This is a genomic window from Parviterribacter multiflagellatus, assembly GCF_056863265.1.
This window is the reverse complement of record NZ_JBXPIZ010000011.1, coordinates 79685-93989: the sequence shown is the minus strand read 5'-3', so window position 1 is coordinate 93989 and position 14305 is coordinate 79685. Positions and strand designations below refer to the sequence as shown.

Sequence of the window (14305 nt, the reverse complement as noted above, 5' to 3'; positions counted from 1 at the left end):
CGGCCACCGTACCGCGCGCTCAGTGCATGCCCGCGCTCGCGACGTGCGCCGGCCTGACGCTCGGCACGGAGACCAGCGAGACGAGCGCCAGCCCGAGCGCGATCCCCGCCGCGACGACGAACCCGTCCTGGTAGCCGGCGGCGATGCTCCCGCCGGCCGACGCCGCCACCGCGGACAGCACGGCCACACCCAGCGCCGCGCCGATCTCGTGGCTGGTGGTCAGCAGCCCGGAGGCCAGGCCCGCCCGCTCGGGCTCGACGTCCCCCATCCCGACGATCGAGACGGTGGGGAACACCAGCCCGACGCCGAGCGCGAGCAGCACGAACCCCGGCAGCACGTCGGCGACGTAGCTGCCGTCGGCGGGGGCGCCCGACAGCAGCAGGCTCCCCGCCGCCACGAGCATCATCCCGAGGACCACGACGGCCCGCGCCCCGAGCCGGGGCAGGAGGTGCGACACCGCGTGCGCGGCGACGCCGATCAGCAGCGCCAGCGGCAGGAACGCCAGGCCGGTCTCCAGCGCCGACGCGTCGAGCCGCTCCTGCAGGTAGAACGTGTTCAGGAAGAACGTCCCGACGAGGATGCCGGTGGCGCCGAGGACCAGGACCGCGGCGGAGACCAGCGAGCGCGAGCGCCACGTCGCGGGCGGGACGAGCGGCTGCACGCTCTTGCGCTCCAGCGCCGCGAACGCGGCGAGCACCGCGGCGGCGACGCCGAGCAGGACGAGCGTGCGCGCCGAGCCCCAGCCGTGCTCGGTCGTCCCCTCCAGCGCGTAGACGAGCAGCACGAGCCCGCCGACGACGGTCAGGCCACCGAGCACGTCGAGCGGGCCGCGGGGCGTCGTCGACCGCGACGTCGGCAGCAGGACGAGGGCCAGCAGGCCCGCCGCCGCGCCGATCGGCACGTTGATCAGGAAGACCCACTCCCAGCTCAGCCACGTGGTCAGCATCCCGCCGAACAGGACGCCCGCCGCGGCACCGGCGCTGCCGATCGCGCCCCAGGCGCTCAGCGCGGTCGTGCGCTGGCTGCCCGCGTAGGTCGTGGTGATGATCGACAGGGCCGCGGGCGTCAGCAGCGCGGCGCCGAGCCCCTGCACGGCGCGCGAGACGATGAGCATCTCCGGCGAGCTCGCGAGCCCGCTCGCCAGGGAGGCGCCCGTGAAGATCGTCAGCCCGGTGAGGAAGACCGCACGCCGCTCGACGAGGTCGGCGACGCGACCGCCGAGGAGCAGCAGCCCGCCGGTGAGCAGCACGTAGATCGTCACGACCCACTGCAGGTCGCCGGCCGCGAAGCCGAGGTCCGCGCCGATCGACGGCAGCGCGACGTTCACCACGGTCACGTCGAGGATGACCATGAACTGCGCCACGCACAGCAGGATCAGCGTCGTCCAGGGCTGGCGCTGCGCGGGGTCTTCTGGGGTGTGGCCGTGGTGGCCAGGTGGTCCATGCATGGCGGCTCCAACCGTTGCCTTTACAGATGCGTAAAGGGACGGTAGAGCGCCTTTACAGTGGTGTCAAGTCAAGCGGTCGCTGGCAGCGGGTCGCGGGCGAGGACGACCTTCGTCGTCTTGGCGAGGTACGCGGTCGGCGCGTCGTCCCAGCCGGCGGCGAGGGTCGTGACGCGCTCGGCGGGGAAGCCGGTCGCCGCGACGAAGGCCAGGACGTCCGGGAGGAGCGCGCGGGCGTGCGAGACGCCGAGGCGGAGGGTGGCGTCGGTGGCGTACATGCGCATGAGCGGCACGCGCGTGCCGGTGGCGAGGTAGTAGCCGACGGCGGTGCAGACGCCGCCCGGCGCGAGCGCGCGGATCGCCGCGCGCAGCCCGGCGGCGCGGGACGTCGCCTCCACCGCCACGTCGTACCGCCGGAGCGGGCCGTCACGGGGCCCGGTCTGCGCGCCCAGCGACTCGGCGATCGCGCGCCGCGCCGGGTCGTCGTCGCGGTACTCGACGACGCTCGCGCCGTGCGCGACGGCCAGCCCCGCGGCGTACAGCCCGATGCTCTTCGCCCCGCCGCCGAGGATCAGCACGCGCCCGCCAGGCCGCGTCCGCAGCGGCTCGACCACGGCCCGCCACGCGTCGGCGAGGTTGTCGCCCGCCGAGGCGACCCGCTCGGGCGGGACGCCGTCGGGGACCGGGACGAGCATGTGGTCCGCGTGGGGCACGCGCAGGAGGTCGGTGACCATCCCGCCCCAGGAGCCGGCCGCCGCGCCGAAGCCGTACGCCGCGAGCTCCCCGCCCGGGCCGACCGTCCGCGCGCACTTGGACGTCAGCCCGCGGCGGCAGGGGTCGCACGCCCCGCACGAGACGGCCCACGGGACGACGACGGTCTGCCCGATGTGGAGGTCGCGCACCTCAGCGCCCACCGAGACCACCTGCGCGACGCACTCGTGCCCGATCCCGAACGGGCCGCGGAACGGGACGCGCCCGCAGATGCAGCCGACCACCGGGTCGATCGCGCCGACCGCGATGCCGAGCTGCATCGCGCGCGAGACCCGGTCGTGCAGCGGCACCGTGTCGCCGTCGCAGCGCCCGGCGACGAACGGGCGCACGAGCGCGTCGGTCGGGTCGGCGATCTGGGGCGCCGGCCGCTCGGCCCAGCGCAGCCGCCCCGCGCGGCGGTACGTCAGCTCGCGCACGTCAGCCCGCCGCCGCCCGTGGCGGGCGCGTTGAGGTGCATCTCGGACAACGGCAACTCCCCCGCCTCGAAGTGGTCGCCCGCACTCTGGCAGATCCCCTCCGGTACGAGCGCGCGGCGCGATCGTCGTCGCGGCGGCACGGCCGGAGCCGACCGGCCGACGGGGTCAGAACGACGAACGTTGATCTGAGCGCGGGAACCCGGTATGGTCCCGCGCACACCGTCAGACCAACCTTCTTCGATATGACCACCGCACTGCCCACCCTCCCCGGCCCGTCCGCCGACTCGTGCTGCGCGCCGTCGACCGAGCTCGACCCGGCGCTCGACGCCGCGCGGCTCGCGCAGCTGGCCCGCGCGCTCGCCGACCCGCTGCGGGTGAACGTGCTCGACGTGCTGCGCCGTCACGGCGAGCCCGTGTGCCAGTGCGAGCTGATCCCGCTGTTCGACGTCCCGCAGTCGACGCTGTCGCACCACATCAGGAAGCTGGCCGACGCCGGCCTGGTGCAGGTCGAGCGGCGCCACAAGTGGGCCTACTACTCCGTCCCCGCCGACGCGCTCCAGGAGCTGACCGCATGGCTGACATGACGCCCTCCCCCGACATCCGCGAGTCGGTCCGCCAGCGGTACGCCGCGGCCGCGCGCGCCGCCGCGACCGGGCCCGGCTGCTGCGGGCCGGTCGAGCTGACCGACAAGGCCGGCGAGCAGGTCTTCGGCGACACGCTCTACGCGGGCGCCGAGACCGAGGGCGCGACGGCGACGGCCGTCGCCGCCTCGCTCGGCTGCGGCGTGCCGACGGCCGTCGCCGACCTGCACGAGGGCGAGACCGTCCTCGACCTGGGTTCCGGCGCGGGCGCCGACGTGCTGATCTCCGCCGCCCGCGTCGGCCCGACCGGCAAGGCGTACGGCCTGGACATGACCGACGAGATGCTCGCCCTCGCGCGGCAGAACGCGGCCGAGGCCGGAGCGGGCAACGTCGAGTTCCTCAAGGGCTACATCGAGGAGATCCCGCTGCCGGACGCGTCGGTCGACGTCGTGATCTCCAACTGCGTCGTCAACCTCGCCGGCGACAAGCGCCTCGTGTTCGCCGAGGTCGCGCGGGTGCTCAAGCCCGGCGGGCGGTTGGCGATCACGGACGTCGTCGCCGACCCGGGCATGGACGACGCGACCCGCGCCGACATGGCGCAATGGACCGGCTGCGTCGCCGGCGCGCTCACCGCCGAGGAGTTCCGGGACGGCCTCGCCGCGGTCGGGCTGACCGACGTCGAGATCACCGAGACGCACCGCGTCCACGACCAGGCCGGCTCGGCGATCGTGCGCGCCCGCAAGCCCGCCTGACCGAGGCCGCCGTCGTCTCCCGCCTGTCGACGCTCGACCTACCCCGATGGTGCTGATCCTCCTCGGCGTCCCGCTCGTCGCCGGCTGGCTGATCCAGCGCGCGGCGCCGCAGATCGTCCCGCGCATCCAGCCGCTGGCGCTCTGCGGGCTGCTCTTCACGATCGTCGCGCTCTTCGCGCTGCAGGGCGACGCGATCACCGTCGCCTCGAACGACTTCGAGCTGGCGTTCGCGGTCGCCGCCGGTGTGTTCGGCGCCACGTCCGGGCAGGCGCTCGCCGGCGTGGTCGGGCCGCCGGCCGCGGCGGAGGCCTGATCCGTGGCGACCGTCCTGTTCGTCTGCAAGGCCAACGCCGGCCGCTCCCAGATGAGCGCCGCGCTCTTCGCCCGCGCGGCCGGCGAGCGCCACACCGCGTTCTCCGCCGGCAGCGAGGCGGACCCCGCCGGCCACGTCCACCCGCAGGTGGTCGAGGCGATGCGCGAGCTGGGGATCGACCTGTCTGGCCGCCGCCCGCAGCGCCTGACCGTCGCGCTGGCCGAGCAGGCCGACGTCGTCGTGACGATGGGCTGCGGCGACGCCTGCCCCTGCATCCCGGGCAAGCGCTACGTCGACTGGGACCTCACCGACCCCAAGGACCGCCCGCTCGACGAGGTGCGCGCCGTCCGCGACGACATCGCCGCCCGCGTCGCGCAGCTCGCCGACGAGCTCGACGCGCCCGCCTGACCCGACCCCTCGCTCAGCGCACCCCGGGCAGCGCGCGGTCGAGGATGGCGGCCTCGTCGACCCCGTCCGGCAGCGTGCCGAACGCGTGACCCCAGTCGCCGGCCAGGCGCGTCGCGCAGAACGCGTCCGCGACCGCGTGCGGGGCGTGCTGGACGAGCAGCGCGCCCTGCAGCGTCGTGGCCATCGCCTCGGTCAGGCGGCGGGCGAGCCGCTCGTGCCCGGCGGCGTCGAACGCGGCACGCAGGCGGTCGATCGCGGCGTCGAGCCGCCGGTCCCCGCCGCGCGCCGCGTCGAGCTCGGCGAAGAACGCGTCGCGCGAGCCGGGCTCGCGGACGAGCGCGCGCAGCACGTCGAGCGCGTTCACGTTGCCCGAGCCCTCCCAGATCGACAGCAGCGGCGCCTCCCGGTAATGGCGCGGCATCCCGGACTCCTCGACGTAGCCGTTGCCGCCCAGGCACTCGAGCGCCTCGGCCACGAACGGCGCGGCGCGCTTGGTGACCCAGTACTTGCCGGCCGCGTTGGCGATGCGGCGGAACGCGTGCTCGTGCGCGTCGCCGCGCACCGCGCGGTCCGCCGCGCCGGCCAGGCGGAGCGTCAGCGCCGTCGACGCCTCGGACTCGACCGCGAGGTCGGCGAGCACGTTGCGCATCAGCGGCTGGTCGATCAGCGCCTTGCCGAACGCCGCCCGGTGCGCGACGTGATGGCCCGCCTCGACGAGCGTCTTGCGCATCAGCGTCGCCGCGCCCATCACGCAGTCCAGCCGCGTGCTGTTGACCATCTCGATGATCGTCTTGACGCCGCGGCCCTCGTCGCCGACCAGCCATGCGAGCGTGCCGTCGAACTCCGGCTCGGAGGACGCGTTGGAGCGGTTGCCCAGCTTCTCCTTGAGCCGCTGGATCCGGAACGGGTTGCGCGTGCCGTCGGGCAGGACCCGCGGGACCAGGAAGCACGAGAGGCCGCCGGGCGCCTGGGCGAGGACGAGGAACAGGTCGCACATCGGCGCCGACGTGAACCACTTGTGCCCGCGCAGGACGTAGACGCCGGCGTCGTCGGTCGGCGTCGCGGTCGTCGTGTTCGTCCGCACGTCCGAGCCGCCCTGCTTCTCGGTCATGCCCATCCCCGCGAGCAGGCCGCGCTTGGTGAGCGGCGCGCGGAGGCCCGGATCGTACGTGCGGCTGACGAGCAGGGGCTCGTACTGCGCGGCCAGCTCGGGCGCGTGGCGCAGCGCCGGCACGACGCCGTACGTCATCGCCATCGGGCACGCGACGCCGGCCTCGGTGTGCCCCCACACCAGGCCGCCGGCGGTGCGGGCCACGTGCGCGCCGGCGCGCTCGTCCGCCCACACGCTCCCGCCGAGGCCCGCACCGACCGCGACCTCCATCAGCGCGTGCCAGCTGGGGTGGAACTCGACCTCGTCGATGCGGTGGCCGTAGCGGTCGTGCGTGCGGAGCACCGGCTCGTACCGGTTCGCCAGCTCCGCCCACTCCTGCGTCTCCGCGCTGCCGGCGCGGGCGCCCAGTGCACGGAGGTCGGGCTCCGCCCACGTTGCGCCCTCGCGGCGCAGGCCCTCCAGCAGCGCGGCGTCGTCCGACGCGTCGTAGGGCGCCAGCGGCGGCGCCTGGTTCTCGACGGCGTGCGTCCCGGAGACCAGCTCGACGGTGCTCATGCCTGGATATGTTACATGTCTCCTGCACGCGCACGCAAGATGTAACGTCTCGTGCCGTCACCCGCCCGCACCACAATGCTCCGATGCCCGCAGGCCGCTCCGCAGACCTCCGTCCGCTGTCCGCGCGCTCGGTCGTGCTGAGCCTGCTCCTCGGCGCCGACGAGCCCGAGCTCTCCGCCGCCCAGCTCGTCCGCGTGACCGCGCCGTTCGGCATCACGGCACCGACCCTGCGGGTGGCGGTGAGCCGCATGCTCAGCGCCGGCGACCTCGAGCGGACGCCGGACGCGTACCGGCTCAGCGCCCGCCTCATCGCGCGCCAGGAGCGCCAGGAGGAGGGCCTGCACCCGCGCACCAGCGACGCGTGGGACGGCACGTGGGAGATGGTGCTGGTCACCAGCGGGCCACGCCCGGCCGAGGTCCGCGCGCGGCTGCGCGACGACCTCGAGCGCCTGCGGCTGGCAGAGGTCCGCGAGGGCGCGTGGGTCCGCCCGGCCAACCTGCTGCGCTCGCTCGACGCCCCGCCCGGCACGACGACCTTCACCGCGCGCCCCGACGATCCTGCCGCGCTCGCCGGCACGCTGTGGGACACGGGCGCATGGGCGGCGGAGGCGCGCCGGCTCCTCACGCTCCTCGCCGATCCCGACCTGCCACCGGCCACGCGCCTGGCGGCCGCCGCCGCGAGCGTCCGGCACCTGCAGGCCGACCCGGTCCTCCCGCCGGCGCTCCTGCCCGCCGACTGGCCCGGCGACGTGCTTCGCGCGGCGTACGCCGCCTACCGGGCCGAGCTCGCGCGGCTCACCACCCGCCTCGCGCCCGCCCCGGAGCGCTGAGCGCCGGCGCGGTCGCCCGTGGCCGTCAGGCGGCGATGTCGCCCGCGGCGAGCGCGCTGCGGGAGAGCAGCCAGCGTCCGTCGTCGTCGCGCGTCAGCGTGCCGGCGGACGCGAGCTCGGTGAGCGCGAGCGTCACGGTCGGGCGGCGGCTGCCGACCAGCCGGCCGATCACGTCGTGCGTCAGCGGCACGTCGATCACCGCCCCTTCGGCCGTCATCATGCCGTACCGCGAAGCGAGGTCGTGGAAGAGCGCGACGATCCGATCGTCGACGCGCGCGATGTGCAGCATCGCCAGGTGCCGCGAGGCGCGATGGACCTGCTGCCCGAGCCGGTCGTGCAAGACGTCCGACAGGCCCGGCCACTTGCGCGCCGCCTGCCGGAAGCGCTCGTCGAGCACCGCCAGCGTCACGTCGCCGTGCGCGAGGTACCGGCTGATGGCCGGCGTCTCGAGCTGCCGGCTGGCCGTGAGCGGCGGCACCAGCACGTCGCCCGAGGACAGGAGCTCCAGCGCCGACCGCTGGTGGAACGTCGTCTCCTTCAGCACCAGCCCGTCGACGACGACGAAGTCGAACGCCTCCGTGCCCTGCGCGATGAGCAGCTCCGCCAGGTCCTCGTCGGCCGCGCGGGCGAGGGGCACGGACAGCACCCGCTCGGCCAGCTCCACCTGATCCGCCGGCACCGCCGCCCGGAGCTCCGGTACGACATCCAGCAGCGCGATCCCTGCGCGAACGCGCGTCTCGGTCGCGTGGCCTGTCATCTCGGAGCCCAGAGTCACGTTGCCTCCTCACGCGGATCGGCGGTGTCGTGCGTCCGACTCTACCCGCGAACGGGGCTGCCAGACGCGGACGATCGCGGCACTGGGCACGTCGGCAGCCCTGTCAGGCGTCCTGCACCCGCCAGGTGAGCGCGAGCCCCGACAGCGCCGCCGCGGCCGTGTCGCGCGCGACGTCCGTGACGGTCACGACGGGCGTCCCGTCGACCAGCTCCACCCGGACGCCCGGGTCGTGCTCGGCCAGGGCAGCGCGGACAGCGCTCTCGACGGCGCGGCGCCGCAGCTCGGGCTTGTACGGCTTGCCCACGGCGGTCACGGGGATCGCGTCGACCGCCGTCACCGCCTTCGGGACCGCGGCGCGCTCGCTCACGCGCTCGGCCGCCCACGCGATGAGCTCGTCCTCACGCGCCGCCGCGCCCGGCGCCAGCGTCACGTACGCCACGGGCACCTCGCCGGCGTGGAGGTCCGGACGGCCGACGGCGCCCGCACCGGTCACCGCCGGGTGCGCGAGCAGCGCCTCCTCGATCACCAGCGGGTCGATGTTGTGGCCCCCGCGGATGATGAGGTCCTTCGCGCGCCCGGCGAGCGTCAGGTACCCGTCGGCGTCGACGCTTCCCAGGTCGCCCGTCTCGAGCCAGCCGTCACGGACCTTCCCGCCCGTGTCGTAGCCGACCTCCGTGCCGGCGCGGCGGACGTAGCCGGCGAAGACGACCGGCCCGCGGATGACGAGCATGCCGCGCTCGCCAGGCGGGAGGAACGTCCACTCGCCGCTGGTCTCGTCCACCCGCACGGCGCGGACCTCCTGGTAGGGCATCCGCTGGCCGACCGTGCCGCGGCGGACCGCGCCCGGCCAGTTGCGGGAGGTCGCGCACGTCGCCTCGGTGAGCCCGTACCCCTCGCAGAGGTCGACCCCCGTCGCGGCGTGGAACCTGTCGGCGACCGCCGGCGGAAGCGGCGCCGCGCCGACGATCGGCAGCCGCAGGCTGCTGATGTCCGCGTCGACGGGGACCTCGGCGAGCACCGCGTAGACCGTCGGCACCGCGGACATCGCCGCGACCCGGTAGCGCTCGACCAGCCGCCAGAAGACGCCGTACAGCGGCACGTCGCGATAGCCGAGCGGCCCGGCCCACACGACGTGCTGGCCCCGCAGCAGCGGCGCGAGCGACGTGACGAGCAGCGCGTTGGTGTGGAAGAGCGGCAGCGCGGCGAAGACCGTGGAGTCGTCGGCGAGCGGGCTGCCGGTCGCGATCATCCAGGCATTCGCGACCTCGGCCGCGTGCGAGCGCGCGGCGAGCTTCGGCGTGCCGGTGGTGCCGCCGGTGTGGAGGTAGCTCGCGATGTCCCCGCCGACGGGCGGCGCGGCCGGGAGCGCCGCGCCTTCGTGCTCGCCTGCGAGCTCCGCCAGGTACGCCACCCGGACGCCCGCCAGCGGCGCGAGCGTGGGAGCGGACGCGAGCTCCGGCGCCGCGCCGGGTGCGGTGGGCCGCAGCGCGAAGAGCGCCTCGACCCCGGTCTCCGTCGCGAGCGCCCGCGCCCGCTCCCACGCTTCGAGATCCAGCTCCGGCCCCGACGCGACGAGGACGCGCGCGCCGGCGGTCCGGATCAGCTCGGCGGTGTGGCCGGCGGCGAGCCCGGGATTGATCGGCGCCGCGATCCCGACCGCCTCGGCCGCGAGGACGGCCGTCCACAGCTCCTCGCAGTTGACCGACAGGAGCGCGACCGCGTCGCGGCGTCGGACGCCCGCGTCGTGGAGGATCGCCGCGACGCGGTGGACGTCGCGCAGCGCCTCGGCGAAGGTGCGGCGCGACGGCTGCTCCCAGCGCTCGGCGTCCGGGAGGAACGACGTCGCCGGGCGGTCGGGCCACAGCTCGGCCGCTCGCGCCAGCACGGCGTACGTGGACGCAGGCAGTCCGCGGTCGGCGATCGGGACGCGCTCGATCTCGGCCAGGGCCTCGGGCCCGTCGGCCGCCGGCCACAGCAGCGACGCCGTCACGCTCATGCCGTCGCCGCCGTGCGCGCCGGCGCCATCGCCCAGTCGGGACGGCCGGGACGCGGGTCGGCGATCGGGAAGCCCGCGAGCAGGAACCGCAGCGGCGGGTTGCCGCCCCACTGGTTGATCGCGCCCAGGCCCGACCCCCAGTCCTTGGGGACGTAGCCGTCGCGCTCCATCCCGGCGAGCTCGGAGCAGCACTCGATCATCGCCCCGTCCTCGTCGTGGAAGTAGAGGAAGTGGTTGTTGCCGGGACCGTGCCGGCTCGGGCCCCAGATGCACTTGCGCCCGCGCGCGGCGCGCAGGCGGTCCGCGACGCGGCCCAGCGAGGCGAAGTCCGGCCACTGGTACGCGTAGTGGGACAGCTCCGCTCGCGGCGCGCGGGTGAGCGCGATGCCGTGGTGGTCGTCGTCGCAGTGCCACCACGACGCCATCCTGCCCATGCGGTCCGAGAACCGGAACCCGAGCCCCTGGGTGAGGAAGCGCTCTTCGTCGCTGTGGTTGCGGACCTTGCACGAGAGGTGCTCGAACTTCACCGGGCGGTCCCCGGCCGGCGGCGCGTCGACCTCCTGCATGCCGCAGAAGAGCTTGAAGACGTGGCCCGCCGGCGACTGGACCTTGAGCGCCCGGTCGATGCCCGGCTCACCGTCGTAGATCCCGCTGAGCATCGTGCCGCCGGCGGCGACGAGCCGCCGCGCGGCGCCGTCGAGCGCCGACGCGTCGGCGACCTGGAGGGCGAGGTGGTCGTACCCGCGACGCTGGCGGTCCTCGACCAGGATCAGCTCGTGGTGCCGCTCGTTGCAGGTCAGGTAGCTCGCTCCGGCGACGCGGTCCGTCTCGACCATGCCGATGACCTGCTGCTGGAAGTCGACGGCGGCGTCGAGATCGGCGACGTTGAGCGCGATGTGTCCGATGCGGGTGACCATGAGGAGCTCCTGGGTGCGGTGCGGGACAGCGCCCGGGCCAGGGCCGAGCGCGGGAGGAAGGCGGTGCGGTGCTCGTCCAGGAACGCCTCGACCGATCGAGCGGGCGCGCCGGCGAGGCGCGCGACGTGATCGGTCGCCGCGCCGTCGGCCCCGGCCGCGAAGTACGCCGCCACGCGCGTGGCGTGGTCGGCTTCCCACGCAGGCGCGCCCGCGCGCGCGAGGGCGCGGCCGGCCATCGCGGGCGGGACCGGGACGTACCGGACGCCGAGGTGGGCGGCGATCTGCGCGAAGCCGACCGGCCGCGGCCCGGTGAGGTGCCAGGCCTGGTCGAGCGGCGCCGGATCGAGCAGCGCCGCCACGGCGCAGGCGGCGACGTCACGGGCGTCGACCATCGCGATCGGCGCGCGGCCGAACGGCGCCACGAGCAGCCCGGTCGACGCGACGACCGGGGCGGCCGTGGTGAGCAGGTTCTGCAGGGAGAAGGAGGGGCGCAGGAACGTGAACCCCAGCCCCGCTGCCTCGATCCGCTGCTCGCTGCGCCAGTGCGCCACCGCGGTCGACGTCGGGCCCGACGGGCCGAGGCTCGGCGCGCCGCCGGACACCTTGACGATCCGCTCGACGCCGGCCGCCGCGGCCGCGTCGACGGCGGCCGCTTCGAGCAGGTCCTGATCCGGCCCGTGCGGGGTGAGCAGGAAGAGCCGCTCGACCCCGTCGAGCGCGCGGCGCAGCGACGCCGGATCGCGCAGGTCCGCGTGGACTGCCGGCAGGGGCAGGCCGGCGTCCGGGCGCCGCACGAGCGCGCGCGCCGGCGCACCGTGCTCCGCCAGCGCCGCCGCGACGTGCGCGCCGACGCGGCCCGTGGCGCCGAGCACGGCGATCACGCAGCCACCGCCATCGTCGCCCTCGCCGGCGCGCCGATCCGTCGCCGGGCCTCGAGGCCGGCCGGCACGTCGGCCGGCGTCCCGCACGCGAACACGAAGCGGTCCGGACGCAGCAGCGCCCACGTCAGCCCGCGCTCGGACAGCCACGCGCCGTCCGGTCCCGCGTCGACGACCGGCAGGCCCTCGGCCTCCAGCAGCGTGCGTGAGCGCTCGTCGCAGGCGACGGCGACCCACCCGGCCGGGAGCCGGTCGTCGAACCTGCCGGTCTGCGGGAAGAGCGAGCCGACGGTCCGTCGTGCCGGCACGCGCGCGGGGCGCTCGGCGAACGCCCCGGCGGCGTACGTGGGCAGCGGCTTGAGGTGGGTGGCGAGCCACCGCTGGACACCGGTCCCGTCGATCGCGTTCAGCCATCCGTCCCGGAGGCGGACGAGGCGCGGATCGGTCGCCTGCACGAGGCCGCCCATCGTGTTGGCGAGACGCTGCATCGCGGCGACGTGCGGTCGCCGCTCGCGCTCGTAGGTGTCGAGCAGCGCCGCTGGCGCGCCGTCGAGGACGTCCACGAGCTTCCAGGCGAGGTTGGCGACGTCGCGCGCGCCGGACGAGAAGCCCTGGCCGGCGAACGGGGGCGTCAGGTGCGCGGCGTCGCCCGCGAGCAACGTGCGCCCCTGCCGCCACCGTGCGGCCGTCCGGGTGTGGAACGTGTAGACGACGGCGCGCTCGATCTCGGCGGACTCGCCGTCGAGCCACGCCTCGACGGCGGCGCGCACCGCCGCGGGCGCGAGGAAGGGCGCCGGGTCCTCGCCGGGATGCAGCATCCACTCCCACCGGTGGCGCCCGGGCGACATCGGGAGGGTGACCGCGGGCCGCGCCCGATCGCCGATGAAGTGGGGATGGGGGACCCGGCGCAGCGGCCGGTCGACGAGCGCGTCGACGACGATCCAGCGCTGCGGCGCCGTCCGGCCGTCGAACGGGATCGCGAGCCGCGTCCGGACCGTGCTGGCCGCGCCGTCGCAGCCGACCAGCCAGCGCGCGCTCACCCGCGTCGAGCCGCCCCCGCGCGTCGGCCGGACGTACGCGTCGACCCGGTCGGCCCGGCGGTCGAGGGCCTCGAGCGTGACGCCACGCCGCACCTCGACCGTGGGCCGCTCCGCGAGCGCCGCGAGCATCGTGCGCTCCATCGCCGGCTGGTGGATCGACACGAGCGGCGGGTGCCCGAGCCGTCCGACGTTCGCCTCCAGGACGTCGACCGCGCGCCCGCCGGCGGTCACGATGCTCGCGCGCGGCTGCACCTGCGCGTCGGCGAGGACCCGCCCGTCGATCCGGACGGACTGCATGATGCGCAGCACCTCGTCGTCGATCACCGCGGCGCGCGGCAGCGCGTACGGCTCGTCCTCCCGGTCGAGCGCGAGCACCCGCACGCCGCGGTCGCCGAGCAGCAGCGCGAGCAGCTGCCCGACCGGCCCGAGACCGCAGATGAGCACGTCGACCGCGGGCACGGCGCTACACGGGCACCGCGGTGGCGCTCACGCGGTTGGCGAGCGTGCCGATGCCGTCGATCTCGAGCTCCACGGTCTGCCCCGGCCGGATCCACCGGTCGAGCTCGAGCCCGCAGCAGCCCGGCATGGTCCCGGTCGAGATGACGTCACCGGCGTCGAGCCGCTCGCCGGCCGACGCGTACGCGAGCATCTCGCCGAGCCCGTGCTGGGGATCCGCCGTCGCGCCCTCGCACCACAGCTCCCCGTCCACGCGCACGCGCCCGGTCGCGGCCGTCCAGTCCGGCAGCGCGTCGGCCGTCAGGACGTCGAGCCCGATGGAGTTCGCGAAGGTCTTGGCCTTCACCACCGGCCCGAAGACGTTGCGCCGGGCGTCGTCGGCCTGGACGTCGCGCGCGCTCCAGTCGTTGAGCACGAACCACCCGCCGACGGCGTCGAGCGCCTCCTCGGGCGTCGCGTCCACGAGCGGCTTGGCGAGGACGCACGCCAGCTCGAGCTCGAAGTCGAGCGCCTTGGTGTGCGACGGCCACCACATCTCGTCCCCGTCAGTCAGCACGGACGTGTGGTTCGCCACGTAGAACGTCGGCGCCTCGCGGAACCGCGCGTTCGGCTTCAGCTTCGGGAACGTCCTGCCGGTGACGCGCTCGAAGGTCGACACGGCCTTCCACGCCGGCGCCGGGAAGAAGTTCTTGACGAGCATCCGGCTCGACGCGACGACGTGCGACTCCCACAGCATGAAGGCGCGGATCGACCGGGGGCGGAACGGCAGCACCGCCTCGGCCGGGTCGGCGGCCTCCGTCGCGGCCCGGGCGCGGGCGCGTGCCGGCTCGCCCTCGGCCAGGAACGCCAGCAGGTCGCCGTTCCCCGGAACGCGGACCCACCCCTCCCCCGGCGTCGGCTGCGCGATGAGGCCGTTCGCGGTCGTGCGGAGTCTCATGGGGGCAACCGTAGCGCGAAGCTGATGACGTCGTCAATCTCGATCTTCCCATCGTGTTCGCGCCGCCGACACGGGTGGCGGGAGCACGCGCCAGCCGGGGCGGCCGCACGCCGAGCACCGCCGGA

At 75.4% G+C, this 14305-nt stretch carries 13 protein-coding genes and 1 pseudogene; 5 read left to right on the top strand and 9 right to left on the bottom strand.

Annotated features, from left to right (window positions below; genetic code table 11):
* Positions 1-19: 19 nt before the first annotated feature.
* Positions 20-1447 (bottom strand): MFS transporter, encoded by a 1428-nt coding sequence (locus AC1UE5_RS22655; RefSeq protein ID WP_482927864.1) that lies wholly within the window; start codon positions 1445-1447, stop codon positions 20-22.
* Positions 1448-1515: 68 nt separating this feature from the next.
* A complete protein-coding gene (locus AC1UE5_RS22650; RefSeq protein WP_482927862.1) occupies positions 1516-2631 on the bottom strand; it encodes a zinc-dependent alcohol dehydrogenase in 1116 nt (371 codons plus the stop codon).
* 242 nt (positions 2632-2873) lie between these two features.
* On the opposite strand from AC1UE5_RS22650, the gene AC1UE5_RS22645 reads away from it, so the two are divergent.
* The 4 genes and pseudogenes from AC1UE5_RS22645 to AC1UE5_RS22630 all read left to right on the top strand — a co-directional run bounded on the left by AC1UE5_RS22645 (position 2874) and on the right by AC1UE5_RS22630 (position 4685).
* On the top strand, positions 2874-3215 hold the full coding sequence (locus tag AC1UE5_RS22645; RefSeq protein ID WP_482927860.1) for an ArsR/SmtB family transcription factor: 342 nt from the start codon (positions 2874-2876) through the stop codon (positions 3213-3215).
* Complete coding sequence (arsM, locus tag AC1UE5_RS22640; RefSeq protein WP_482927858.1) at positions 3203-3964, top strand: arsenite methyltransferase; 762 nt, start codon at positions 3203-3205, stop codon at positions 3962-3964. The genes AC1UE5_RS22645 and arsM overlap by 13 nt, the downstream gene beginning before the upstream one ends.
* 49 nt (positions 3965-4013) lie before the next feature.
* Positions 4014-4256, top strand: a pseudogene (locus AC1UE5_RS22635) (ACR3 family arsenite efflux transporter); the annotation flags it as partial.
* Between the two features lie 24 nt (positions 4257-4280).
* On the top strand, positions 4281-4685 hold the full coding sequence (locus tag AC1UE5_RS22630) for an arsenate reductase ArsC (protein WP_482927856.1): 405 nt from the start codon (positions 4281-4283) through the stop codon (positions 4683-4685).
* A gap of 13 nt (positions 4686-4698) precedes the next feature.
* On the opposite strand, the gene AC1UE5_RS22625 is transcribed toward AC1UE5_RS22630, so the two are convergent.
* Positions 4699-6351 (bottom strand): acyl-CoA dehydrogenase family protein, encoded by a 1653-nt coding sequence (locus tag AC1UE5_RS22625; protein WP_482927854.1) that lies wholly within the window; start codon positions 6349-6351, stop codon positions 4699-4701.
* 83 nt (positions 6352-6434) lie between these two features.
* Between AC1UE5_RS22625 and AC1UE5_RS22620 the strand changes: the two genes are divergently transcribed.
* Entirely contained in the window at positions 6435-7181 is a 747-nt protein-coding gene (locus tag AC1UE5_RS22620; RefSeq protein WP_482927852.1) for a PaaX family transcriptional regulator C-terminal domain-containing protein, read from the top strand.
* A 25-nt stretch (positions 7182-7206) separates the two neighbouring features.
* On the opposite strand, the gene AC1UE5_RS22615 is transcribed toward AC1UE5_RS22620, so the two are convergent.
* The 6 genes from AC1UE5_RS22615 to AC1UE5_RS22590 form a co-directional block, all read right to left on the bottom strand.
* Positions 7207-7860 carry a Crp/Fnr family transcriptional regulator gene (locus AC1UE5_RS22615; RefSeq protein ID WP_482927850.1) on the bottom strand — a complete coding sequence of 218 codons (654 nt, stop codon included), beginning with the start codon at positions 7858-7860 and terminating at the stop codon, positions 7207-7209.
* Between the two features lie 199 nt (positions 7861-8059).
* Positions 8060-9952, bottom strand: coding sequence for an acyl-CoA synthetase (locus AC1UE5_RS22610; protein WP_482927848.1), 1893 nt, complete (start codon positions 9950-9952; stop codon positions 8060-8062).
* Positions 9949-10848, bottom strand: a complete 900-nt coding sequence (locus AC1UE5_RS22605; protein ID WP_482928247.1) for a VOC family protein — start codon at positions 10846-10848, stop codon at positions 9949-9951. The genes AC1UE5_RS22610 and AC1UE5_RS22605 overlap by 4 nt, the downstream gene beginning before the upstream one ends.
* On the bottom strand, positions 10749-11750 hold the full coding sequence (locus tag AC1UE5_RS22600; RefSeq protein WP_482927846.1) for an NmrA family NAD(P)-binding protein: 1002 nt from the start codon (positions 11748-11750) through the stop codon (positions 10749-10751). Before AC1UE5_RS22600 ends, AC1UE5_RS22605 begins: the two co-directional genes overlap by 100 nt.
* Positions 11747-13246 (bottom strand): bifunctional 3-(3-hydroxy-phenyl)propionate/3-hydroxycinnamic acid hydroxylase, encoded by a 1500-nt coding sequence (locus AC1UE5_RS22595; RefSeq protein WP_482927843.1) that lies wholly within the window; start codon positions 13244-13246, stop codon positions 11747-11749. Before AC1UE5_RS22595 ends, AC1UE5_RS22600 begins: the two co-directional genes overlap by 4 nt.
* Before the next feature lie 4 nt (positions 13247-13250).
* Positions 13251-14180, bottom strand: a complete 930-nt coding sequence (locus AC1UE5_RS22590; protein ID WP_482927840.1) for a fumarylacetoacetate hydrolase family protein — start codon at positions 14178-14180, stop codon at positions 13251-13253.
* Positions 14181-14305 lie beyond the last annotated feature (125 nt).